Raw genomic sequence first — 22,540 nt, forward strand, 5'->3', positions numbered from 1 at the left:
GTGCGGCGGGCGCCCTGCGGCGGCCCGTGCCGCGCCCTGTCCGGCGCCGCGCCGGTGCGGCCGGGCGTCGGGGCGGGGGTCAGTGACCGTACGGCACGACCGGCCAGGCCGGTTCGACCGTCGCCGCGGGGTTCGAGGTGCGGCGCAGGTATCTCTGCAGCGAGGCCGCCTGTTCGGCCGCCGCTCGGACCTGGAGGTCGTGCAGCTCCGTCGGGGCCAGCGTGCCTATGACCGAGTGTCTGGCGCCCATGGACCGCACGGCACGCGCCGCGGCCACCGCGTCCGCGACCGCGTTGTGCGCGTCGTCGAGCGGCACCCCGTAGTGCTCGCAGAGCGCCCGGAGGTTGCGCGACCCCTTCCGGTAGCGGTCCACGTGCTTGTCCAGGACCAGGGGGTCGATGACGGGTGACGCCCCGCCCCGCAGCCGCGCCGCCAGCGGCCGTATGCCGTGCCGTCGGCACTCGCGGTCCAGGAGCGAGAGGTCGTACCGCGCGTTCATCACCACCAGCGGCGTCCCCGAGTTCAGCGCATCGGCGACGGTCGAGGTGATCTCCTCGACCGCGGGCGCCGCCGACACGCCGTGTCTGCGGGCGTGTTCCGTGGAGATGCCGTGGATGGCCGAGGCCTGGTGCGGGATGGTGACCCCGGGGTCGAGCAGCCAGGTCCGGGGCTCGGGCGGTCGCCCGTCCGCGGCCACGGCCACGACCGCCGCAGTGACGATCCGGTCGCTTTCGATGTCGGTCCCCGTGGTCTCCAGGTCGAAGGCGACCAGCGGCCCGCTGATCCAGCTCATCGCAGGACCCCGCTGCCCGCCGCGCCCCGCCGGGCCCGGGCCCCTGCCGAAGCGCGAGGACACACGGCGGCGTCGGCGGCGACGGCGGGCGGGACGACGCGCGTCGTGCGCGGATCAGTCCCGGTCGTCTCCAGGTCGAAGCCGATCAGCGGCTCCCGGTGCCGGCCCATGGGCGGCCCCCCTTCTCGATGGTGCGTTCCCCCAGCGGTCCTTACGATCGCACGCACCACTGACAATCCGAGGACAGCATTCCGCTTGTCTCCGGGGACGGTTCAGGACACCGGGCGCGAATCCGCCCAAGCCAGCTCGAACTCCTCGCGATAGGTCGGGAAGAGCCCGGCTTCGACCACGTCGTCCGCCTTGACCAGGCGGCTGCCGCCCCGCAGCACCAGCACCGGCGACTCCATCCCCCGCGCCCCGCGCAGATAGGACTGCACCACCGCGACCCCGTCCGCGCCGTCGCCGTCCACGAGGTACGCCGTGAAGCGCGGCGTCTCGTCGTACACCTGGATCTCGAAGGCGCCCGGGTCCCGCAGCCGGGACCGCACCCGGCGCATGTGCAGGATGTTCATCTCGACCGACCGGCTCAGCTCGCCCCGTTTCATCCCCAGTTCGCGCTCCCGCCGCTTCACCGCGCTGGAGGCCGGGTTCAGGAAGAGCAGACGGACCCGGCCGCCGGACTCGGCCAGGCGCACCAGGCGCCGCCCGGAGAAGTTCTGCACGAGCAGGTTGAGGCCGATCCCGATGGCGTCCAGACGGCGGGCGCCGCCGAAGATGTCCTCGGCGGGGAACTGGCGCAGCAGCCGCACCCGGTCGGGGTGCACGGCGACCACGTCCGCGTACCGGTCGCCGACCAGGTCCTCCACCGCGTCGACGGGCAGCCGCCGCGCCGAGGGCACGTCACCGCCCGTGCCGAGCATCTCCAGCAGCCGGGCGGAGGCCCGCTCGGCCTGGGCCAGGACGGCCTCGGACAGCGCGCGGTTGCGCGAGACGACGTTCCGGGTGACCTCCAGCTCGTCCAGGGCGAGTTCGACGTCCCGGCGCTCGTCGAAGTAGGGCTCGAAGCACGGCCAGTGCTGCACCATCAGCTCGCGCAGCTGCGGCAGCGTGAGGAAGCTGAGCACGTTGTCGTCGGCCGGATCGAGCAGGTAGCCCTTGCGGCGGCTGACTTCACGCACGGCAACCGCGCGCTGCACCCACTCCTGGCCGGCGGGGCCGGCCGCGGCGACCACCCACTCGTCGCCGTGGACGGGTTCGTAGACGGGCCGCAGGACGGCGGCCACGACCGCGCGCAGCCGCTGTTCGACGAGGTTCAGCCAGATGTAGGCCCGGCCGGCCCGCTGGGCCCGGGTGCGCACCTCCAGCCAGGCCTCGGTGCCCCAGTCCAGTTCCGGGCCGATCGAGCCCGCCGCGTCCATCGGCCGGGCCAGGGACACCGCGCCGGGCGGGACGTCTGTGGAGTTCCCCTCGCGACTCCCGTCACCAGGGGGCAGCTCCAGCCCTCCCGAGCCCACCCGTGCACCGCCTTCCGCTCCCCCGAGCATCCCCGTCCCAACGATCAAGGAAGGGTACTCCGGGAGCGGTCGGCGATGCAGCCGGATGGACAGGGTCGTTTCTCAACTGCGAGGCTGCCAGTGCCCGTTCTGCCAGGAGAGCTGATCGGGAGTGAGCGGATTCATAGCGGTGACGTCCCGCGGGGCGATGGAGAAGCCCTGCCAGTGGACCGGCATGGGCTGCTGGTCCTCGTCCCGCGCTATGTGGTGGAAGCCCACGTTCATCCAGACCACGGGGTGAGTGAGGGTCTGGCCGTTGACCCACTTGTCGACGGACTTGCCCGCCCCGGCGGGGCAGTTGCCGGTGTTGTTGCTGGCGAACTGCTCGCACTTGTTGTACTGGGTGAAGTAGACGTCGTGCCGGGTGTAGCTGCGCCCGGGGTACCTGGTCGTGGTTCCGGGGACGATCTCGTACGAACGGGCGTGGCCGTCCTTGTTCTTGCCGGTGGCGCTGACCACCCGCCACCAGCGGTAGGTCTTGTAGTCCCCGGCAAGTTCCTTGGTGACCTTGGTGCGGGTGGTCCTGGCCGTCGGGGCCTCCTGGCCGCGGGCCGGCGCGGTGACGGTCGAGTCGTACTGCTCGATCTTCGTCCGGGACGAGCCGTCGAGGCCGAAGTCCAGCCGCCAGAAGACGTTGTGGCTGTGGCTGGTGGCGTAGGCCTTGGCGCCCTTGCCGATCGGCCAGCCGCGGCCGTCGCCCGCGTCGTAGTCCTCGTAGGAGAGGCTGCCGGTCGCGCCGACGTTCATGGTGATCGTGCCGTCGTCCTGGAAGCGCCACTCGGAGATGTACTCGTACCAGCCGACCTGGTTGACGGTGTACACCAGCAGGTCCTTGCCCTGGGTCTGGTAGACCTTGGTCGCGCTGTCGCCCTGCATCCGGTAGGCGTGGCCGCGGGTGCGGGTGGTGGTGCACAGGCCCTTGACGTTCGGGTGCCGCGGGTCCCAGGCGTCCGGCACCTTGACGGTCTTGATGGTGCCGCCGGGGCATTCGCCCGGCGCCAGGTTCATCAGGCCCTGGGCGAAGCCGAAGCCCGTCAGGTCGTCGTACTCGACGCTGCCGTCGTCGTAGGGGACGTGGATCTGGCCGAGCCGGGCGCTGTTGAGGACCTTGATCGGCTTGGCCTCGCCCTTGGGCTGGTAGGAGACGTCGTCGAGGACGAGCCCGGCCTTGCTGTCGTAGCGCCAGCACATCCGCCAGGTGGTGCCGCCGGCGAGCTTCTGCTCGATGCGGTAGGCGGCGCTGCAGTCGGCGGCGGCCGGTGCGGCGGCGCGCGGCTGGGCGACGGCCGGGCCCGTGCCGGTGGTGGCACCGGCGGCCAGCGCGGCCACGGACAGGGCGACGGCCGCCCGGGTGCGGGCACGGCTGATTCTGGTCACACGCATGAAGAGATGACTCCCTCGCAGGAGGTGCGGAAGGTACCGGGTATCGGGCGGTACCGGGGTTCATGGAAGAGGGCCGAAGCGGCCGACGGGCTGCGGCTCAGCCGCGGTCGAGCGCGGCGATCTTGCCCGCGCTCAGGTCGACCACCAGGTACCGGGCGTCGATCCACGGCCCGTTGACGACCTTCGGGAACAGCCGTACGCAGCGGTGCTCGCCGCACCTGTCCAGGGCCGCGGGCTGGGCGCCCGGCGCGGCCCGGTAGACCGCCCCGTTGAGCAGCAGCTGGTCCGGGGAGGTGAGGTCCCGGCCGGTGGCGTCGCGGTAGTCCGCCCGCAGGCCCGCGCCCAGCGGGTCGGCGATCAGGAGCCGGGCCGCCTCGGCGTTCTCGGCGCGGCTCAGCGGCGGCTGGACGCCGTGCTGGACGCCGGTCCGCACGACCTTGCCGGCGCCGAGGTCGACGGTCCTGGTGACGAGGGTGTCGTCCCGGTAGTCGTAGAACGTCACGTCCGCGCGGCGCGGCGCGGCCGGGTCGTCGACCTCGCCGGCGTCCGGCTCGGCGAGGTCGACGGTGAGGCGCTGCGGGCCGCGCTCGCCCTCGACGTTCTGCGCGGCGCCGAACTGCTGCCGGTCCAGGGCGATCCGTTCGACCCGGGCGATCTCGTCGTCGGTGAGCGGGTCGCTCCCCTTGCCCTGCGCGCCCTGCGCCGGCGGCTGCTCGACCACGCCCGGCGCGACCGCCGCAGCCCGTCCGGGCGCGGCCTGCCCGGTGGCCGGGCCGTCCGCCGCGCCACCTCCCGCGCCTCCCGCGCCCTGGGCTCCCGCCGTGCCCGGCAGGGTGATCCCGATCATCACGGCGGTCGCCGCCACCGCGATGGCCGCACCGGCCACCACCTTGCCCAGATGTCGGTGCACTGTCTCGCGCACTGTTGTCCCCCTACTCCCCCTGCTTTCCCGGGAGTTGTCGGTCCCACTGGTTCGGCACACGGCGTCTCGCGCGGCGCGGTGTGCGCTGGTCGCCGGGTAAGAGGGAGACATGTCACGGCGGGTTCCGTCACTTTCCGCCGAGGCTCGGGGCCAAGGCGCCCCCGGCGGCACGGCAGGGGCACGGCTGCGGTGTCTACTCCGAGGGGCCGGCCTGAAGTGCCAGTGCGGACGGGGTGTTGGCCAGCCGGCGGTTCGCCGGTGGAAGCGGCGGGAACAGGCCGGTGAAGGCATCGTCCGGCTTGGCGTCCGGCGGCCCGAACAGCACGTCGATGCAGTCGTCGCCGGCCTGCGACCAGGTGGTCGCCGTCCACAGCCCGTGGCGGGCGCCGAGGCGGTGGAACTCCTCGGGGTCCGGAGCCGGGGACCCCGCCGCAGATCTGCGGACCATCCCGGCGCCGGGAAGCCGGTCCAAGGCGGAAAGGTCGTCCAGCAGACGGGCGTTGGGCACTCCCGTGACGCGGAGCGGAAGCACCGTCTCGGCGTCGGCCAGCCGCGTGGCGAGCTCCTCCAGGGTCGCGACCGTGCTCCCCCAGGCCACCGCCGGCGCGGTAGCCAGCTCCACCACGCTGACCGGGGCTTTGGTCAGGACCACGTCGTAGCGGTAACGGGTCAGTTCGTTGTCGGCCACGCCCCGCTTGGTCCGTATGTCCACCGCAGCCACGTCGCCGCACCGGCCGGCGAAGTCCGCGAAGTACTGCGGGTCGAGCAGCAGTTCGTTCTCCGACTCGATCGCTCGGTCGACCAGGACACGCAGCGTCGCCGCGGCGGTCCCGGCCAGCGCCCGCCGCTGCTGCACACCGGCGGTGAAGCACTCCTGGAGACGGAGGTTGCGGACATCACCGATGAATACTCTGCCGCCGGGCGCCAGCAGGCGCAGCACTCCGGTCAGCACAGCGGTCAGGTAGGCATCGCTGGGGAAGTACTGCACCACCGAGTTGATCACCACGGTGTCGAACGACCCGGCCGGCAGATCGTCGGTGAGGTGGGCGGGCCGTGCGTGCAGTTCCACCCGTTGCCGGAGCGCGGGATGCGCCTCCAACTGCCGGTCGAGCGTTGCGACAGCCAACGGCGACAGGTCCGTACCCACGTACCTCTCGCAGTGCGGTGCGATCCGCACAAGGAACGCCCCGCTGCCCACGCCGATCTCCAGCACCCGGCGCGGGGCCGCCGCGAGAATCCGTTCGACGGCCGCGTCCCGCCACTCGCGCATCTCGGCGACGGGGATCGCCGAGCCGTCGTAACTGCTGTTCCAGCCCGTGAAGTCCTCGCCCATCGCGTCCCACGAACCGGCGTACGAGGCGTCATAGACGCTGCGCCAAGTCGTCAGCCACTCCTCTTCGGCCGCTGCCACGGCCGCGTCGACGGCTGATGCGGTGTCGGCCGCCCGCACGGAGGAACCCGCCGTGCCGGTGACCACCGCAGCCCCTGTCGGGGGGAGTCCTGCGGCGAGCCGGCGCAGCCGCTCATCCGCGCGCGCCTGTTCGGTGTCGCGGTCCTCGATCTCGGCGTCCGGTACCGCGTCCGGCAGTGCGTCCTCGACGAAGCGAAGCTTCCGGTTGAACCAGGATCGGACCGTCCAGACCGTCAGCAGCAGACCACTGGAGATGATCACCAGCGCGAGACCGCGGCCCGGCCCCGTACCCAGCACCGGTCCGAGGGTGTCCGCGAGCGCTCCGCCGGGCATCAGCATCGGCCGGAAGACATGATCGGCCAGCGGACCGATCGCCAGGTTGCCCAACGGGATCGCCGAGGTGACCACGGTGAGGAAGATGGCCAGCACCCGGCCCTGGAGTTCCAAGCCCACCTTCCGCTGGAGCAGCGCGATCCAATGGCCGTTGATGAGCGACTCGGTGAACGCCATGCCGAACATGCCCACGACCAGCATCCACGGGCTGCCCGCCAGCCCGATCACCAGCAGCCCGACATTGTTCGCGGCCATGAAGAGCAGCATGCCGTCGGTCCGGCGGCGGGTGCCTCCCCACACGCTCATGGCGAGCGAGCCCAGCAGCGCCCCGAGCCCGCCGGCGCTGAGCACCATGCCCAGGGTGGACACGTCGTACTCGACCAGGATCAGCGGGGTGATCAGGGTGAACCCGGCGGCGTACAACGCGTGGTCGACGATGAAGTACCACAGGACCGATTTCAGGCCGGGGCGCCGGGTGATGTAGCGCCAGCCGTTCAGCATCTCCGAGCGGACGGATTCCTCACGCCTGCGGAACAGACGGTCGGGGAAGCGGACCATGAGCAGCGTGGCCACGGCCACGGCGAAGCTGGCCGCGTCGATGAACAGGATCGTCGGCAGGGAGACGACACTCAGCAGTCCGGCGCCCAGCATCGGAGCGAACAGCGCGCCCGCTCCCGTACCGAGCTGTGTCACCCCGCCCGCGTGTCCGAGGAACGGCTTGGGGACGAGTTGGGCGACGGCCGCGAGATACGCGGGGCGCTGGAAGGCGCTCGTGACCGAGGTCAGCCCGCAGAGCAGGTAGACGTACAGCATGTTGACGCTGTCACCGGCTATCAGGCCGATCATCGCCAGTGTGGCGAGCCCGGCGGCCAGATCGCTGCCCAGCATCACCTTCCGGCGGTCGTAACGGTCGGCGACCACACCCGCGAGCGGGCCGATCAGCAGGCCGGGCAGCAGCGAGACCGCGGTGACGAACGCGAAGGCGGTCACCTGGCCCGTCTGCTGGTACGCCCACAGGCTCAGCACCAGCTGGCTGAGCGCGCCGGCGACCGTCGAGACGAACTGCCCCGCCGCGACCACCGCGAACCGGCCCAGTCCGGGCTTGGGGCCCGGCGCCGACGAGACGGGGGGCGGCGCGGACCGCCGGGTCCGCGGCTTCCCGGTGCCGTCCGGTACGGCCCCTCTCGGGGCGATCCCGGTCGTATCCGTTGTACGGCCTGCCCAGGTCACCACCTCGGCCGCCAGCTCCTCCGGTTGGTGCTTGAGGAAGCCGTGGCCCGCCTTCGGGATCACCGCCAGCTCGACATCGTCCGCGTAGTGTTCCCACTCGTGGAAGCGCTCGGTGTACAGCTCGGTGACCCGGTCCTTGGAACCGACCACGCTCAGCAGCGGCGCCTTCAGCACGCGTGCGCGCGGCGCGCTGAGCGACCGGGCGTAGAAGTCCTCGGAGCCGCGCTCGTCGTGCCGTACCGCACGCATGGCGAAGGCGTACTCCGCCGGGTCGTCGAACTCCGACATGCCCCCGCCCAGCGCCCGGATCTCCTCCAGGATGGCGCGGTCCGACACCAGCCTGTCCACCGGGAAGTTCCGGTACACCCAGTCGAAGAAACGTCCGGGAAGCCGCGCCATCGGGAACATCGCGCCGATCGCGACACCGGCTAGCGGCAGCCCTGCCTCCTCCGCCCGCAGCCCCAGCTCAACCGTGATCGCGGACCCGTGACAGTGACCGTACAGGTACAGCGGGCCGGGCAGTTCGCGCATCTCGTCCAGGCAGCGGTCGATCAGCTCGTCGAAGGGCAGCGCCGACTCGTCCGGACGGCTCCAGTCCCGGCCCGGACTCTGCAGGGCGTAGAGCGACCAGGTGTCGGGCAGCGCCCGGGCGACCGGTTCGAACGCCAGGGCGTGCCCGCCGGAGTACGGGATGCACACCAACGTGGCCGCCGCAGGGCCGTCGGCGGCCGGAGTCAACCGCTCGAGCAGCGAACCCTCCCCGCCGACCGCGGACGCCGTGGCCCGCGCCCCCTCCGCGCCGGTCGCGGCCCCGGTGCGCTGCCCGATGTGCTCGGCGAGCCCCTCGACCGTTGCGTTGCGGTAGAGGTCCAGCAGCGCGACGCGCACCCCGCACCGATGTTCCACCAGGCGGACCAGACGCAGCGCGGCGAAGGAGTCGCCGCCCAGTTCGAAGAAGCCGTCGTCGAGCGCGATCGACGCACGGCCCAGCACCTCGCCGAAGAGCACGGCGAGTTCCTTCTCGGTCCGGGTGCGCGGCAGGACCCGCTCGCCGGTGCCGCCCAGGTGGTCGGGCGGCTGCGGCAGCGCCTTGCGGTCGACCTTGCCGTTGGCGCTGAGCGGCAGCGCGGGCAGCAGCAGGGTCTGGGACGGTATCGCGTAGTGCGGGAGGATCTCCTGCACCCCCCGGCGCAGCGCTGCCGCGCTCGGCGGCCGCTCCGGGTCGGCCGGAACCGCGTACCCGACGAGCCGGGTGACGCCCCGGGAGTCCGGCCACAGCGCGGCGGCCGCCGCACGCACCTCGGGCTGGGCCGCCAGCGCCGCCTCCACCTCGTCCAACTCGATGCGGTGGCCGTTGATCTTGATCTGGTCGTCCAGCCGGCCGAGGAATTCGGTCAGCCCGTCGGCGCGCAGCCGTGCGCCGTCCCCGGTGCGGTACATCCGGGCGCCCGGGACGGGGCTGAACGGGTCGCGCTGGAACCGCTCCTCGGTGAGCGCGGGCCGGTCGTGATACCCGACGGCAACCCCCGCGCCGCCGATCCACAGTTCGCCGGGGACGCCGAAGGGCAAGGGCTTGCCGTGGGAGTCCAGTACGTACAGGTGATTGCCCGGGTAGGGGCGGCCGATCGGCAGCGGCGCCTGCGCCGGTTCGGCGTCGACGTCGCCTTCGAAGTAGGCGTTGTCGACGGTGGCCTCGGTGACGCCGTACGAGTTGACGACCCGTCCGCCGGGGCCGACCAGGGCCAGGGCGCGCCGGTACTCGTGGACGTACCACTTCTCGGCGCCCACCGCCAGCAGCCGCAGGTCGGGCAGGAGCCCAGGCGCGCCCGGTGCGCGTTCCGCCTGTTCCAGCAGGCCGCGCAGCACGGTCGGCACGAGTTCGGCGACGTTGACCTGTTCGGCGCGGAAGAGGGCGTACAGCTCTGCTGGATCGAGGAGCGTCTCGTGCGGGCAGACGACGATCCGGCCGCCGGTGCCGAGCGCGCGCAGGGTTTCGCCGACGAAGACGTCGAAGGAGGAATTGGCTGCCTGGAGGTGGGAGAGCCCCGGCGTCAGCTCGTACGTCTCCTGCCACATGGCCACGGCGTGGCACAGGTTGCGGTGGGAGACGACCACGCCCTTGGGCAGTCCGGTCGTGCCGGAGGTGTAGATGATGTACGCCGGGTCGTCGAGGCCGCCCCGAGTCGCCGCGGCGAGATCGGCATCGGCCGGTGTCGCCGCCGGGTGGCCGACGGCTGCTCCGGAGGTGTCCTCGGTTTCCGGCGCGGTGGCGTGGTCGGCCCCGGCACGGGTGGCGCGGAGGACCGGGATGCCGTCGGGCACGGGGAACTCGGCCGGGCCGTCGGTGAGCAGCGCGCGGGCGCCGCTGTCGGTGAACATGTGGCGCAGCCGCTCGGCCGGGTGCCGCGGGTCCAGGGGTACGTACGCGGCGCCCGCTTTCCAGGCGGCGAGCATCGCTGCGTACACCAGCGGGCCCCTGTTCATGTGGATGCCGACCCGGTCGCCGGCGCCCACCCCTGCGGCACGCAGTCGCCGGGCGAGCCGTTCGGCCTCGTCGTCCAGTTCGGCATAGCTCCAGTGCCGGCCCTCGTGGGTCACCGCCGGAGCGTTCGGGGCCCGGCGGGTGTGTTCCTCGATCAGGGTGTGCACGCCACCCCGGCCGAACGTGCCGGAGGTGTCCTGCGCGGTAGCCGCCGTGGCCTGTGCCGCGCCGCCGGCGGCCAGCACCTCGCGGCGCCGCTCCGCCGACAGCAGGGGCAGACGGCTGATCGCCGCCGCCGGGTCGTCGAGCGCGCCTCGGAGCAGCGTGAGCAGGCTTTCCAGCAGCCGCTGCGCGGTGGCTCGGTGGAACAACTCGGTGGCGTACTCGACCGACAGCACCGGCCCCGCGGGCGGGAAGTCCAGCATGACCGTCAGGTCGAGCTTCGTGGTGCCGGGGAAGGTGTCGCCGAGGTGCTCGACCGTCACCGGGCCGTGGTCGGCCATGGCCGCGGGCGTGTTGACCACGATCAGCATCACCTGGGTGAGTGGGCTCCGGTCGGCGCGGGGCCGCACCGGCAGTGCCCGGACCAGCTCGGCCAGCGACTGGTCGGGATGGCTGAGGGCGTCCACCACCGTCCCGGTCGCGCGGCGCAGCGCTGTCCGGAAATCCGGATCGCCGGAAAGGTCGGTCCGCAGCGGCAGGATGTTGATGAAGGCGCCGACACCGTGCTCGCTCGCCGGGTCGTCGCGGAGCGCGACTGGCGCGAGCACCGTGATGTCGGTACGGCCGGTGAGGCGGGCGATCAGGGTCTGCAGCGCCGCCAGGACGAAGGCGTGCGTGGTGGTGCCGGCTCGAGCGGCCGCTTCGTCGACACGGGCCAGCAGCGCCGTGTCCAGCCGGTGCTCGATCTTGGCGCCGGTGAAGGAACGCACCGCCGGGCGGGGCAGGTCGGCCGGCAGCTCCACGTCGGTGTCGATGCCGTCCAGCCGGGTGGTCCAGTGGTCGAGCAGCGCGGCGCGGCCGGCCGGGTCTGCCGCGGCCCGCCGGGCCCTGCGCAGGTGAGCGGAGAAGCGGCTTGCCGGGGCGGGCGCGGAACCGCCCAGGAGGTGCGCGAGGTCGTCGGCGACAACCGCCGCCGACCAGCCGTCGAAGACCAAGTGGTGGACGGCGACGACGAGTTCCCACTCGTCGTCGCCCAGCCGCAGCAGAGTTGCCGCGAGCAGCGGGCCCGCCGCGGGGTCGAACACGGTACGGCCCCGGGCGGCGGCCAGTTCGCCGCGCCGGACCTCGCGTTCGGCGGTCGGCAGGACGGTCAGGTCGTGGGCGTCGACTTGACCGTCCTGCGCCGGGCCACCGAAGACCATCAGCGGCCCGTCGTCCGTCTGCGCGAAGACCGCGCGCAGCGCCTCGTGCCGCTCGGCCAGGTGCCGCAGGGCGTCCGTCACGGACGCCGGATCGACGGGGCCGGTGACGCGGTAACGCAGGCCCAGGGTGTTCATGGGTGTGCCGGGCTGGAGCTGTTCGGCGAGCCAGGCGTCCTGCTGGAAGGCGGTGAGCGGCAGCAGTTCGTCGGAAACCGAGGCGGTCGCGTCGTTGGCCGCGCTTTCAGGTTCGGGCGAGTGGGGAAGCGCGTTCGGCCGGGTGACCGGACCAGTGGGCCTGCCTGCGTCCGCCAGCATGACCGACAGGGCTGCCGCGGTGGGGTTGGCGTACAGGTCCGCGAGGGTGAGGCGGACTCGGAACGTCCGCTCGACGCGGGTGAGAATGCGGATCGCGGTCAGGGAGTTGGCGCCGAGCAGGAAGACGGAGTCGTCCGGGCCGACCGACCCCACGCCCAGCACGTCGCCTATCAGCCCGGCGACGGCCCGTCCGGTCCCGGTCGACTGGCCCGGCGCCGCGTCGCCGGCGGTCGCGGGGAAGGGGAGGGCGGCCAGTGCTTCGGCGTCCACCTTGCCGCGGGAGTTGAGCGGGAACGCCTCGACCGGGACGAGCCGGGAGGGCACCGCGTAAGCGGGCAGCCTGTCCGTCAGCTGTGCGGCCAGTTCGGTCAGATCCTGGTCGTCGAGGGCGACCGGTCCCGCGGCCACGTCTCCGGCCGCCAGCAGATAGCCGACGAGCATGGCCCGCCCGGCGTCGTAGCGTACGACGGCGTCGCGGACGCGCGGGTCGGTCAGGAGGACCTGCTCGACCTCGGTGGGCTCGACCCGGAAGCCGCGGACCTTGATCTGGCGGTCCATCCGGCCCAGGTGGACAAGGCTGCCGTCGGGCAACCGCCGTACCCGGTCGCCGGTGCGGTAGTAACGGACGCCGTCAGGGCCGACGCAGAACCGCTCGGCGGTCAGTTCGGGAAGGTTGACATACCCGGCGCCGACGGTCGGACCACCGATGTACAGCTCGCCCTCCTCGCCGGGCGCTGTGGGGCCCTCTGCGCCCATGATCTGGACCAGGATGCCGGGCAGCGGGTGGCCGATGGCCGCGGGCGCGTCCTCGGCCCGCTCCGCGGTGCCCGGACCCGCCAGGTCCGCCCAGGTCGCGACCACGGTGGTCTCGGTGGGGCCGTAGACGTTGACGAGCCGCACCGGGGAGCCGCGGTGCAGCCGCCGCCAGTCGGCGACGCGGTCCTGCCGGATCTGCTCGCCGCCGACACTGACGATGCGGGCGGAGGCGGGCAGCCGCACTCCGTTCTGCACCATGGTGTCGACGACCTCGTGCCAGTACGCCGTCGGTATGTGCAGCAGGGTGAGGCCCAGCTCGCCGCACCAGTCGAGGAACGCGCCGGGGGACGACAGCGGCTCCTCGGGCCGTATGACGACGGTGGCGCCCGCGTACAGCGGCGGGAAGATCTCCTCGATGCTGCCGTCGAACGCGATGGAGGAGAACTGAAGCACCCGGTCGCCGGGGCCGAGGCCGTACCCGGCGGCTATCTCCCGGCTGAAGTGGTCCAGCGCCCTTTTCGGGATGGCGACGCCCTTGGGCTGCCCGGTGCTTCCCGAGGTGTGAATGACGTACGCGATTGCGTCCGGTCCGGTGCTCGGGCCGGTGTCCGTACCGGACTCCGCCGACCGGGGCGCGGGCTCGTCCGCCGCCTCCGGCGCGGGCGTGCCCGGGGCCGGCAGTACCCGTAGCCCGGCGGCCTCGAACGCACTCGCCCAGAGCTCGGGCGCGATCACGGCGTTGAGCCTGCCGCGCTCGGCGACGGACCGCAGCCGCTCGTCCGGGTCCGCCGGGTCGAGCGGTACGAAGGCGGCTCCAGCCAGCAGCAGACCGAACATCGCCACTACCGTGGCCGGGCCGCGCCTGGCACACAGGCCGACCGAGTCGCCCGGCTGGACACCCGAGCGGCGCAGTTCCGCGGCGTAGTGGGTGGCGGCCGCGTATAAGCGCCGGTACGTCAGCTCGTCCGGGCCGTCGATGATCGCAACGGCGTCGGGGCGGCTCCGTGCATGCTGCGCGAGGGCCGTCACGACGCCGAGGGCGGTCGGTGTGACGGTGGGGGTGGGGGTGGCGAGCACGGGGGATCCTCGGGTTCGGCCGTGATGAGCAAGGGAGGGAGAGGCGGGTGCCGCGCGAGCCGTCAGACGTGTTGTGGGGCCGGCTCTCGGCGGCGCAGCAGGTAGCCCAGTTCCAGCGCGGTGGAGTCGACGCTCGCGTCGGGGTGGGCGAAGTCGACCACGTCGAGCTGAGCCCGGTCGAACAGGTCGTCCCAGAACGCGCGCTTCTCCAGCCGCTGTTCGGTGATGACGTGCAGCAGGAAGTAGGGGTTGTAGTACGACAGACCGAGTGCGTGGCTCATGGTCCGGGGGTCGTCCAGTTGTTGGTCCACCTCGATGACCAGCCAGTACGCGCCCGGGTAGGTGTTCATGGTCTTGCGCAGCAGTTCCGTCACCGCCGCCTCGCTCTCCTGCTCCAGCATCTCCTGGAGCACGAAAGCGGTCAGGAAGCAGAGCGTTCCGTCAGTCGGCAGCTCGACGGAGACAGCGTCGGCGGCACGTCCCCGGTGGATCGTGACGCGGTCGGACAGCCCTTCGGCCTCGACGCGTTCCTCGGCCAGCCGGCTGCCCACCTCGTCGGGCTCGATACCCACGGCGCGCAGGCCTGGACGGCGCCGGACAAGCTCGGTCAGGAACGCGGCGTCTCCGCAGCCGAGGTCGACCACGGTGAGGTCCTGCGCGGGCAGGGTGTTCAGGAGTCGGTCGGCCAGTGGCAGCGCGTCGAACATGCTCATGCCGCACGAACCGGCGCCGACCTTGGCCCCGTCGCGGGTCGCGAACGGGGCACCGTGCTTGAGCACCTCGCCGAGCTGTCCGAACGTCTGGGCGTACCCGCCCACCAGCAGCGTGTACCAGGGCTGGAAGGGCTCGAGTGCCTTCGCCTTCTCAGTGAGATGCCAGCCCTCCTGCGCCCCCTTTGCACGCTGTGCGAAGTAGCCCTCGTTGGCGAGGTAGAGGCAGAGTCCCGCGAAGCGTTCGGCGTCCAGGCCGTGCCGCTCGGCGATGGCGGCGGAGGTGAGGCCGGGTTCGGCCTTCACGGTCTGGTACACGCCGTTGTCCAGCATCGTGTACAGCGCATGGGCGAGGGCGAGATGACGGATCGGCTGGATCGCCTCGACGAGCCGGTGCTCAAAATCCGTCTCTACTGCGGGGTTGTTCATGACCCTCTTTTCAGGAAGCTGCGGGCGTGGTGCGGTGCGGGATGTGTGGCGGTCATGGACCGGGGAAGGGATCGGCCGCGTCCAACGCGTCGATGAGCTCGCCGAGTTCGTCGCGGGTGCCGACGGAGATCCGGAGCCATCCGGTCAGACCGAGCTCGCCGCAGTCCCGTACCCACACGTTCTGCTCGGCCAGTCGCCGGGTGACCTCTGCCGAGGACAGTCCGTCGCGGGTGCGGGCGACGACGAAGTTGGCGTGGGTGTCGCGCGCCTCCGCGAACACCGGGTGCGCGTGCAGCGCCTTCACGTAGTACGGACGTTCGGTCAACACCTGGTCACGCAGCTTGAGTTGGTGCCCAGGGTCGTCAAGGGCGCCGGCGAGGGCGTGCAGGGCAACGGAGTCGACCGAGTGGAAGCGCTGGTTTCCGCGCAGCCGACTGATGAGTCCGGGTGCGCCGATCAGCGCGCCGAGCCGGACACCGGCGAGGCCGTGGCTCTTGGAGAAGCTGCGGAACATCAGCAGGCGGGGATGAGTGTCCAGCGGGTACGGATCGGTCAGCGTCCCCTGGAGGTCCGGGCCGGCGAACGCGGCATATGTCGTGTCAAGGAAGGCCAGTTCCGCCTCGGCAACCACCGCGTCGACCCAGGCGGAGTCGAACAGGTGGCCGGTCGGGTTGTGCGGCTGGGCGATGAACACGGCGCCCTGGCCGGCGAGTTCGGCCGGGGAGACGGTCGGTTCCCAGTGCTCGTCGAGTGAGATCGGCCGCGCCGTCCGGCCGAGGACCGCGGCCCGGTCGGAGTAGGAGTCGAACCCGGGCGAGACGAACCACGCGGTGTCGACCAGGGTCAGGACCAGGTCTACGGCCTCGTCCACACCGTTGGTCAAGAGCACGGAGGCGGGGTCCACGCCGTTCTCTCGGGCGACGGCCTCCGACACCTCGCTCAGCAGCCCTCGCGGATAACGGTGGAGATCGGCGGCGTTGGCGGCGACTCGGGCGACGGCCACGGGAGAAGGCCCGCCCGCGCACTCGTTCCAGTCGAGGCGGAGCCCGGCGACCCCGCCTTGAACCATGCTTTGCATAGTGCTCCGTCCATGGGCTGTTCGCGTCACGAAAACAGTTCCGAGCGAACGTGAACTCGCAGGCACCGAGGCCTGAACAGCCGTGTTTCCAAGGGGAAATAGAGATCTTGCCTGTCGCCCCACGCGCCGGCCGTCCGCCACGCGCGCGTGGGTGCGTGCGTGCGGGGGAGACTGTGACACGACAGAGGACGGGATGGGTACATAGGTCTGCATGACAGATGTCCCTATGCCGGCCGGGCGGTCCGCACCGGGGGTGCCCACGGCCACCTACCGGCTCCAGGTGCAGCCCGGGTTTCCGTTCGCGGCGGCCGCGGCCGCCGTGCCGCATCTGGCCTCGCTCGGCGTGTCGCATCTGCATCTGTCCCCCGTCCTGGAGGCCGTGCCGGGCTCCGCGCACGGCTACGACGTGGTGGACCACGCGCGCGTACGGGGTGAGCTGGGCGGTGAGGAGGGCCTGCGGGCGCTCGCACGGACCGCGCGGGAGCACGGGCTCGGCCTCGTCGTGGACATCGTGCCCAACCACATGGCGCTGGCCCCGCGCCACAACCGCGCCCTGTGGGAGGTGCTGCGGGAGGGTCCCGCGTCGCCGTACGCGCGCTGGTTCGACATCGACTGGACGGCGGCCCAGGGCGGGCAACTGCTGCTGCCGGTCCTCGGCGGTCCGCTCGGCGCGGAGATCTCGCATCTGGTGGTGGACGGCGACGTGCTGCGCTACCACGACCATGCCTTCCCGCTGCGCGAGGGCACGGCGCACCTGCCGCTGCCCCGGCTGCTGGACGCCCAGTGGTACCGGCCGGTGTGGTGGCGGCTGGCCCGTACGGAACTCAACTACCGGCGTTTCTTCAGCATCTCCGAACTCATCGGCGTACGGGTGGAGGACCCGGAGGTGTTCGAGGCCACCCACGCGAAGATCCTCCAGCTGCTGCGCGAGGGCGTGGTCGACGGGCTGCGGGTCGACCACCCCGACGGCCTCGCCGACCCCGACGGCTATCTGCGGCGGCTGCACGAGGCGGCCGGCGGGCGCTGGACCGTCGTCGAGAAGATCCTGGCCGACGGGGAACGGCTGCCCGCCTCCTGGCCCGTCGCAGGGACCACCGGCTACGACGCCCTCCGGCACGTCGACGGCCTGTTCACGGACCCGGCGGGCGCCGGCGAACTGCTCGGCCACTACCGGCGGTTCGCGGCGCCGCGCACGGACCGGGGCGGCGACTGGGACGCCACGGTGCGGCGGGCCGCGCACGAGGTGCTCTCGCACGAGCTGGCCGCCGAGACGGACCGGCTGACCCGGGTGGCGAGCCGGCTGTGCGCCGCCTCCCCGGACCCCGCGCTGCGCGACCGCGCGCCCTGGGCGCTGCGCACCGCGCTGCGGGAGCTGCTGGTCCGGCTGCGGGTGTACCGGCCGTACGGCTCCGGGGACACGGCCCTGGTGGTCACCCGGGAGGCCGCCGCCGAGGCCCGGCACGCCTTCGCCGTGCCCGAGGAGGGGGAGGCGGTGGACGTCGTGCGCGGCCTGCTGCTGGGACCGCCCGCGGACGGGACGCCCGGCGCCGGTCCGGACCTCACCGAGTTCCGGGCGCGGTTCGCGCAGACCGCGTCGGCGCTGCGCGCCAAGTCCGTGGAGGACACCGCGTTCTACCGGTACGTGCCGCTGCTGTCCGCGACCGAGGTCGGCGGCGATCCGGGCCGCCCGGCCGTGTCCCCCAAGGACTTCCACGCGTACTGCGCGCGCGTGCAGCGCGACTGGCCGGGCACCGGGACCGTGGTGTCGACGCACGACACCAAGCGCAGCGCCGATGTGCGTGCCGCGCTGGCCGTGCTCACCGAGTGCCCGCGGCGGTGGGCGGACGTCCTCGCCGAGGTGAGCCGCGACGCCGCCGTGATGCCGGACGCGCAGCTCGCCTGGGCGGCCTGGCAGACGGTGTTCGGGCTGGGCCCGGCGGACCCGGAGCGGGTCGGGCAGGCGCTGCTGAAGCACGCGCGCGAGGCGGGCCTGCACACCGGCTGGACGGAGCGGGACACGGCGTACGAGGAGGCGGTGGCGGCGTTCGTCGCGGCCGGGCCGTGCGGTGCGCCCGGCGCGCGTGTGGCCGCCCTCCGGGACTCCCTGGCGGCGCACGTGCGGGCGAACGTCCTCGGCACCGCCCTGGTCCATCTGACGATGCCCGGGGTGCCGGACCTGTACCAGGGCACGGAGGACGAGTACCGGGCGCTGGTGGACCCGGACAACCGGCGGCCGGTGCGGTTCCCGGCCGGGGAGACCGCCGGGTCCGTGGAGCCCCTGGAGCCGGGGCGGTCCGGGGAGAAGGCCGCGGTGACGGCGGCGGCACTGCGGCTGCGCGCGCGCCGTCCGGACGTCTTCGGGGACGCGGCGACGTACGCGCCGCTGGCCGCGGAGGGCCCGGCCGCGGCGCACTGTCTGGCGTTCGCGCGGTCCGGGGAGGTGGTGACCGCGGTGACGCGGCTGTCGCTGCGGCTGGCGGAGGCAGGCGGCTGGCGCGACACGCGGCTCGCGCTTCCGCCGGGCCGCTGGGCGGACGTGCTGGCCCCGGAGCGCACGTTCGACGGCCACGCGCGCGTGGCGGACCTGTTCGGGCCGGGACCGGTGGCCCTGCTGGAGCGGGCCGGCGGGACGGACTGAAGCCGTCACGTCCCTTGGTGCGGCGCCCCGGCCATGACCGTGCGCCAGGGCGGACGCAGGTCACGTTCGTCCATGTCACAGGAGGTCGGGCCACCTCGTCCCGGGGGTGGAGCCCCGGACCCGGCGGCGCCGCACCGGAGCCCGAGCCTCCGCGGTGTCGTCCTTGACAGTTCCCCGCTGTCGTGCGGCACTGGGGATGGCGAAGTCAGGCGGACAAGTCGGGGGTGGGTCTGCTGCCGGAGCTGCATTACCCCAGCGTTCCTGAACTCATCGCGGTGGCCAGGGCGTTGGCGAGGGAGCGGCCCAGCCTGTGCGCACTGCGACAGGTCGGTGTCTCCCGTGCGGGCAGACCCCTGCACCTGCTGTCCGTGGGGCATGCCCGACGGGCCGTCCTGGTGGTGGCGGGCGCCCACGCCAACGAGCCGACCGGTGGCTCCACGCTCCTCGCTCTCGCCGAACGGGTGCTGCACGAGCGGGAGTTGCGGTCCGGCACCGCCTGGCACTTCCTGCTGTGCGCGGACCCGGACGGGGCGAGTCTGCATGTGACGCCGACGCCGCGCAGCCTGCTCGACTACCACCTCGGCTTCTACCGCCCGGCCGGGCCCGAGCAGCCGGAGTGGTCGCCCTCGGTGCTGCCGCCGGACCGGCTGCCGCCCGAGACCCGGGCCCTGACCGGGGTGATCGACGAGGTGCGGCCCTATCTCCAGGTGACGCTGCACGGTACCGATCTGGGCGGCAGCTGGGTGCAGTTGACCAGGGACGTGCCGGGGCTCGCCGAGCCGTTCGCCAAGTCCGCCGCCGAGCTGCACATCCCGGTGGAGACGGGCGCCTCGGACGCCGCCGGGTGGCCCGCCTCGGGGCCCGGGGTGCGGGTGATGCCGGGGCCGGACTCCGGTGTCGCGTACCCGAGCATGCCGGACGACGCGCGGCACAGCACCTGGTACCACGCGCACCGGTACGGCGGTCTCACAGCCGTGGTGGAGGTGCCCATGTGGGCCAGCGACCTGGTGGACGACCCGGCGCCGCATCCCGCCCCGGCGGCGGCGATGCGCCGGCTCGCGCACCGGTTGCAGCGGGACGCGCTCCAGGTGGACCAGGTGCTGGCCGAGGCGCTGCCGCGGCTGGACGGCACCGGGGGTCCGCTGCTGCGGGCCGCCCGGTGGGCGCTCGAACTGATTCCGGGGCTGGCCGCGGACTGGATCGACACGCCGCCCGTCGACACGACGATGGCGTACGTCGGCAGCGTGGACGCGTTCGGGCGGCGGCTGCCGCTGCGGGCGGCGGCGATGCTGCTGCGGGTGCTCCGGGCCGCCGACGACCGGGCCGCGCCCGGACTCGAACAGCTCGTCGTGGCCTGGTGCGACGCCTTTGCGAAACGTTTCCGCGCCCGTTGGGTGCCGCTGGAGCACCAGGTCGAACACCAATCGCGCACGGTCCTGGCCGCGGCCCTCCACGCCCGCGACCGCACCACATGACCGAACTCCCGGCCCACCGCCGAGCAATGGGCGGGAGCGGCACTTCCGTCGGGCTGCCCGTGGGCGGGGTGGTGGGCTTGTTCAGCCTGCCGTGAGGCGGAAGGCCGCTCGGCCGAAGGCGACCTGGTCGCCCGCGCGGACGACGGCGGCGCCGATCACCCGGCGCCCGTTCACGCTCGTGCCGTTGGTCGAGCCGAGGTCCCTGAGCACCCACATGCCGCCCTGGCGGCTGAGTTCGGCGTGCACGCGGGAGACCGTCTCATGGTTCAGGCGCAGCCCGTTGGCCGGGTCACGGCCGATGCGCAGCGCCTGGCCGGCCGCCGGGTGGGGCAGCAGCAGCTTGGGCAGCCGCTCGGCGTGCCAGGCCCTGCGCAGCCGTACGGTGAACCCGGAGACCGCTTCGACGGCGCCGAGGACGCCGCGTGCGAAGCGGCCCTCCCGGGTCAGGTCGGCGGTGAGCGCGGCGAGTTCGTCGGGCCGGCGCGCGATGAGCGCCAGTTCCATGCGGCGCACGAACGTGTCGTGCGACAGCCGGCCCGCGGCGGCGCCGTCGCGGAGCACCTTCAGCGCCTTGTCGCGCTCGGCGTCGGACAGCCGCGCGGGATATGTGTGGTGCTCGAAGGACGACGTCACATTGGCGATTGTCGGTCAGTGAACCCGGGGTGTCCAGGAGACCCCCGCGACGCGAAAACGCCCGCCACGCGCGCGTACTTCTGGCGACATCCACCGGGAAAGCCAAGATTCAAAAGCGGATCCGCCCCGCTCACGGCACGATGGACGGGCTACATCACGGTGAGCAGACGAAGGGGAACCGTCCGTGCAGTTCGAGGTGTGGGCACCGCTGGCAGACCGGGTGACGCTCCATTGCGAGGGAGCCACGCGCGCGTTGGAACCCGATCCGGACCGTACGGGGTGGTGGTCGGGGGAGGCGGCGGCGGCCGACGGCGCGCGGTACGGGTTCGCGCTGGACGACGGCCCGGTGCTGCCCGACCCCCGTTCCCGCCGTCAGCCGGACGGACCGGACGGGCCGAGCGCCGTCGTGGACCACACCCGGTACGAATGGCGTGCCCCGTGGGCGGGCCGCGCGCTGCCGGGCGCCGTCCTGTACGAGCTGCACGTGGGCACGTACACCCCCGAGGGCACCCTGGACGCGGCGGCCGAGCGGCTCCGGCACCTGGTGGAACTGGGCGTGACCCACGTGGAGTTGATGCCGCTGTGCCCCTTCCCGGGGCGGCACGGCTGGGGCTACGAGGGCGTGTCGCCGTGGGCGGTGCACGAGCCGTACGGCGGACCCGAGGCGCTGAAACGGTTCGTCGACCGGGCGCACGCGCTCGGCCTCGGCGTCGTCCTGGACGTCGTGCACAACCACCTGGGCCCGAGCGGCAACCATCTGCCCGCGTTCGGCCCGTACTTCACCGAGACCCAGCACACCCCCTGGGGCGCGGCCGTCAACCTGGACGCGCCCGGCTCCGACGAGGTGCGCGGCTATCTCGTGGGCAGCGCGCTGGCCTGGCTGCGCGACTACCGGATCGACGGGCTGCGGCTGGACGCGGTGCACACGCTGCGGGACACGCGCGCACTGCACTTCCTGGAGGAGCTGTCGGCGGCCGTGGACGGCCTAGCCGCCGAACTGGGCCGGCCGCTGTTCCTGATCGCCGAGTCCGACCTCAACGACCCGCGGATCATCACCCCGCGCGCGGAGCACGGGCTCGGGGTGCACGCGCAGTGGAACGACGACTTCCACCATGCGCTGCACGCAGCGCTGACCGGCGAGTCCCAGGGCTATTACGCCGACTTCGCGCGGGCCCCGTTCGCCGCCCTCGCCAAGACCCTGACCGGTGGCTTCTTCCACGACGGCACCTATGCGAGCTTCCGGGGCCGGCACCACGGCCGGCCGCTGGACCGCACCCGCACGGCCGGGCACCGGCTGCTCGGCTACGCCCAGAGCCACGACCAGGTCGGCAACCGGGCCCGGGGCGACCGGCTGTCGGCCGCCCTCTCCCCGGGCCTGCTGGCCTGCGCGGCCACGCTCACGCTGACCTCGCCGTTCACGCCGATGCTGTTCATGGGCGAGGAGTGGGCGGCGGGCACACCGTGGCAGTTCTTCACCGACCACACCGATCCCGGCCTGGCGGAGGCCGTACGGCGGGGCAGGCGGCGGGAGTTCGCGGCGCTCGGCTGGGCCGAGCAGGACGTGCCCGACCCGCAGGACCCGGCGACCCGCGAGCGTTCCTGCCTGGACTGGTCGGAGCCGGAACGCGAGCCCCACGCGCGCGTGCTGGCCTGGTACCGCCGGCTGCTCGCGCTGCGCCGGGAGCAGCCGGACCTCACCGATCCCGATCTCGCCGACACCAAGGTGGCGTACGACGAGGAGGCGCGCTGGCTCGCCTTCCGCCGCGGGGACATCCGCGTCGCCGTGAACCTCGGTCCCGGCCCCGCGGCGATCGCGCTGGGCACCCGCCGGGCCGAGGTGCTCGCCGCCTGGGAACCGGTCGAGGCGCCGGGCCCGGACGGGCTGCTGCACCTGCCCGGCGAGTCGTGCGTGGTGCTGGACCAGGCCTGAGCTGCCGCCGCAGCGCGCCGGACCCGCC

12 protein-coding genes are annotated in these 22,540 nt (G+C 73.0%); 3 read left to right on the forward strand and 9 right to left on the reverse strand.

Going from position 1 to position 22,540, the window contains the following annotated elements; translation table 11 throughout:
- Positions 1 to 79: 79 nt before the first annotated feature.
- From CTZ28_RS26620 to CTZ28_RS26655, 8 genes are all read right to left on the reverse strand, one after another.
- On the reverse strand, positions 80 to 793 hold the full coding sequence (locus tag CTZ28_RS26620) for a 3'-5' exonuclease (RefSeq protein ID WP_121892245.1): 714 nt from the start codon (positions 791 to 793) through the stop codon (positions 80 to 82).
- Positions 790 to 963: a hypothetical protein gene (locus tag CTZ28_RS49660; RefSeq protein ID WP_398656769.1), complete on the reverse strand. Its 174-nt coding sequence runs from the start codon at positions 961 to 963 to the stop codon at positions 790 to 792. Before CTZ28_RS49660 ends, CTZ28_RS26620 begins: the two co-directional genes overlap by 4 nt.
- 102 nt (positions 964 to 1,065) lie before the next feature.
- On the reverse strand, positions 1,066 to 2,337 hold the full coding sequence (locus CTZ28_RS26630; RefSeq protein ID WP_121892246.1) for an SAV2148 family HEPN domain-containing protein: 1,272 nt from the start codon (positions 2,335 to 2,337) through the stop codon (positions 1,066 to 1,068).
- Between the two features lie 72 nt (positions 2,338 to 2,409).
- On the reverse strand, positions 2,410 to 3,729 hold the full coding sequence (locus tag CTZ28_RS26635; protein WP_121892247.1) for a copper amine oxidase: 1,320 nt from the start codon (positions 3,727 to 3,729) through the stop codon (positions 2,410 to 2,412).
- A 97-nt stretch (positions 3,730 to 3,826) separates the two neighbouring features.
- Complete coding sequence (locus tag CTZ28_RS26640; RefSeq protein ID WP_121892248.1) at positions 3,827 to 4,651, reverse strand: Tat pathway signal sequence domain protein; 825 nt, start codon at positions 4,649 to 4,651, stop codon at positions 3,827 to 3,829.
- A gap of 193 nt (positions 4,652 to 4,844) precedes the next feature.
- A complete protein-coding gene (locus CTZ28_RS26645) occupies positions 4,845 to 13,619 on the reverse strand; it encodes a non-ribosomal peptide synthetase (protein ID WP_121892249.1) in 8,775 nt (2,924 codons plus the stop codon).
- Between the two features lie 62 nt (positions 13,620 to 13,681).
- On the reverse strand, positions 13,682 to 14,758 hold the full coding sequence (locus CTZ28_RS26650; RefSeq protein ID WP_121892250.1) for a methyltransferase domain-containing protein: 1,077 nt from the start codon (positions 14,756 to 14,758) through the stop codon (positions 13,682 to 13,684).
- 52 nt (positions 14,759 to 14,810) lie between these two features.
- Positions 14,811 to 15,827, reverse strand: coding sequence for a pyridoxal phosphate-dependent aminotransferase (locus CTZ28_RS26655; protein WP_183154598.1), 1,017 nt, complete (start codon positions 15,825 to 15,827; stop codon positions 14,811 to 14,813).
- A 220-nt stretch (positions 15,828 to 16,047) separates the two neighbouring features.
- Between CTZ28_RS26655 and treY the strand changes: the two genes are divergently transcribed.
- Both treY and CTZ28_RS26665 read left to right on the forward strand, forming a co-directional pair.
- Positions 16,048 to 18,474 carry a malto-oligosyltrehalose synthase gene (gene treY / locus CTZ28_RS26660; protein WP_259471814.1) on the forward strand — a complete coding sequence of 809 codons (2,427 nt, stop codon included), beginning with the start codon at positions 16,048 to 16,050 and terminating at the stop codon, positions 18,472 to 18,474.
- A gap of 224 nt (positions 18,475 to 18,698) precedes the next feature.
- Positions 18,699 to 19,949, forward strand: a complete 1,251-nt coding sequence (locus CTZ28_RS26665) for a M14 family zinc carboxypeptidase (RefSeq protein ID WP_121892253.1) — start codon at positions 18,699 to 18,701, stop codon at positions 19,947 to 19,949.
- An 81-nt stretch (positions 19,950 to 20,030) separates the two neighbouring features.
- Here the strand turns inward: CTZ28_RS26665 and CTZ28_RS26670 are convergent, their stop codons facing one another.
- On the reverse strand, positions 20,031 to 20,582 hold the full coding sequence (locus tag CTZ28_RS26670) for a DUF1707 and FHA domain-containing protein (protein WP_121892254.1): 552 nt from the start codon (positions 20,580 to 20,582) through the stop codon (positions 20,031 to 20,033).
- A gap of 184 nt (positions 20,583 to 20,766) precedes the next feature.
- Here CTZ28_RS26670 and treZ point away from each other — a divergent pair, with 184 nt between their 5' ends.
- Entirely contained in the window at positions 20,767 to 22,512 is a 1,746-nt protein-coding gene (treZ, locus tag CTZ28_RS26675) for a malto-oligosyltrehalose trehalohydrolase (RefSeq protein ID WP_121892255.1), read from the forward strand.
- Positions 22,513 to 22,540 lie beyond the last annotated feature (28 nt).

The sequence above is a fragment of the Streptomyces shenzhenensis genome, from assembly GCF_003688995.1.
GTDB lineage: Bacteria > Actinomycetota > Actinomycetes > Streptomycetales > Streptomycetaceae > Streptomyces > Streptomyces shenzhenensis_A.